The sequence below is a fragment of the Clostridium sp. HCP1S3_C6 genome (assembly GCF_052066735.1).
Taxonomy (GTDB): domain Bacteria; phylum Bacillota; class Clostridia; order Clostridiales; family Clostridiaceae; genus Clostridium.
Genome location: NZ_JBQHRN010000064.1, coordinates 1 through 2,506 on the forward strand (window position 1 = coordinate 1; position 2,506 = coordinate 2,506).

1 protein-coding gene and 1 pseudogene are annotated in these 2,506 nt (G+C 26.7%); one reads left to right on the forward strand and one right to left on the reverse strand.

Going from position 1 to position 2,506, the window contains the following annotated elements:
* Positions 1-701 precede the first annotated feature (701 nt).
* The gene (locus ACTNAO_RS12715) at positions 702-1,772 is read left to right on the forward strand and encodes a hypothetical protein (protein ID WP_441029638.1); all 1,071 of its coding nucleotides are present in this window, start codon (positions 702-704) and stop codon (positions 1,770-1,772) included.
* Positions 1,773-1,815: 43 nt separating this feature from the next.
* Here the strand turns inward: ACTNAO_RS12715 and ACTNAO_RS12720 are convergent.
* Positions 1,816-2,385, reverse strand: a pseudogene (locus ACTNAO_RS12720) (Rieske 2Fe-2S domain-containing protein); the annotation flags it as partial.
* Positions 2,386-2,506: the final 121 nt, after the last annotated feature.

Consider the following 2,506-nt stretch of genomic DNA (forward strand, 5'->3'; position numbering starts at 1 on the left):
AGCAAATTCTTTTGGTTTATAATTTTTACTCAAATATAATCACCCCTAAATATATTATATTACATTTGATTATATTTGAATATATTTTTAATAACTATTAATAATCTCCTTGTTATTTAATCTTTAATGTTTTTATCTTTTCTTGTATGAACGCTGTCATGATCCTTCATAAAGAATATTAAATCTACTAAGCTTTTAGTATATGGTATAAATGTTTTTTTATCAATCATACTTAATATTTCTTCTTTAGATGCCCACTTTACTGCTTTAACTTCTTCCCCCTGCAGTAAAATCCCATAAATTAGACCACCCACTTTTAAAAGGCTGACGCTTTTGAATTAGCATATCTCCCTTAGAATTGAATATACAAATATGCACAACTAATCTATAAAATCCTTTTTCAATTGGTGTACCTCTAACCATTGTTTTTTATGTTTTTATTCTATCTCTAGTATATAAATCAAATTTCTCCATGTAAATCACTCCTCTCCGAAATATATTTTATTGAACTAAATCAATTAATTTTAGATATAAAATTATATCATACAAAAAAATATAAACCAGGAAATTTATTAAAGTTTTTTTATTATATGTACATGCCACATGTAAATAGATATATAATAAAAGTGACTACAAGTTCAATCTAAAAGTAAAAAATATAAAAGGGGGGAAGTTACTTATAGGAAGTAACTATTAATATTATGAATAATCCGTTTATAGAAAATGGCTTTTTATGCTTAAATGTATCAATAAACAAATTATTTATAGCTAAAATGCCTACTAATAAAGTACAACAAGATTTAGAAGGAAAAACTGCATTAGATATCTTTTCTACACAATTACTTATTGATGAAATTAAAAGGAATTCAGCTGCACTAGAGTTAGATCTTACTAATATTCAAGAAAAAACTCTACCACAATATTTAGATAATTTATTAAAATCACAAAATATAACTGTTAAAGAAACTGCAGAAAATATAGTAAAGAAATTTGGTGAAAGACTTGGTGTTATTTTATTAACACTAATGACAGGTAATAAAGAAAATAGACTCAAAAGAAGCGATTGGAATGACTCTAATTGGGACTATTGGAAAACTATTAAAAATGTAATTTTAGTAGGAGGACTTGCTAGTTCTACAGTTGGAGAAAAATTAAAATATTATGCACAAAAAGTTTTTAGGGATTCTGGTAAAGAATGCTACAACATTATATTAAGCAAAGATTCATCTAATGTAGCAATAAAAGGTTGTTCTACTTATATAGAAACACCAGAAAATAACAAAGAATATCTAATATTTGATTTTGGTCAAACATTTATTAAAAGAAGCATTATAAAAATTAATAATAATGAAGTTGAAAGTATTAATACATTAGATAAAGTTTTATCTAATAATGTTGATTGGGATAATTCTGATATAGAAAAGGAAAAGTCAGAAGCAACTAAACTTAATAGTCACATAGTAGATGTAATTATAGATACTATAAACAAAGTTGATCCTACTAATATTGGTGATACTATAGTAATTAGTATTGCAAATTACGTAAGAAATGGATTATTAGCTAATCGTGGTGGCTATGGAAAACTAAGATTATTAAGTGATAATTATGAAGAATACTTATCATCTGAAGTATACAAAAAGATTAACAAGAAATTTACAATAAAACTAATTCATGATGGTACAGCAATGGCAGCTGCTTTTTCTAATTATTCTGATTCTGTTTGTATATCTTTAGGTACAGCCTTTGGAGTAGGCTTCCCAAATATGAAATAAAAAAATAATCTGTACTATGATATAAAATAGTACAGATTATTTTTTAATCCTCTAATAAATCCTTAACTGCTGGGCTACTTATAAGCCTTCCTTTATAGTCAAATCTTTATCCATGACATGGACAATCCCATGTTAATTCATCAGCATTCCATTTAAGCTCACATCCAAGATGGCTGCATTTTGTTGATACAATAAAGGTTTCTCCCTCTTCATTTTTGTACACCCCAACCTTTTGCCCATCATATTCTACAATTCCACCATGACCATTTTGAATTTGTTCTATACTGCTGCTAGGGATACGTATTTTTTGTGCTATAAAATTCTTAGTTGTCTGAGCCATATCATTAGCAATATTACGTATTGATAATGATAAGTCAAATCTTTTAGGCGAAAAAATTTCAGAGAAATCATTTTGTTTGCCTAGTATAATATCTGAAATAATCATTGCAGAAGCTCTCATTTTTTCATAACTACTACCTTTTTCATTATCTCCTGTTCTTTGATCTATACCACCTAATAGTAAAAGATCTTTATAATTTCTAAAGGAATATCCCACTTTTTCTACATCTATATACATACCATCTACATTACCTGCATCTTTTAATGCCAATACTTAGATCTTGTGTAAGCGTCAAAAATTTCACGTATTTTAACTATAAATATCTGATGATAAAATAAACTCAGATAGTAAAAATGCTTACTGTCTGAGTTACAATTTAATATTTATTTTGAAG

Bases quoted from the DNA above. Each gene is read 5' to 3' on its own strand.
- ACTNAO_RS12715 (WP_441029638.1), top strand. From the start codon at position 702: ATGAATAATCCGTTTATAGAAAATGGCTTTTTATGCTTAAATGTATCA.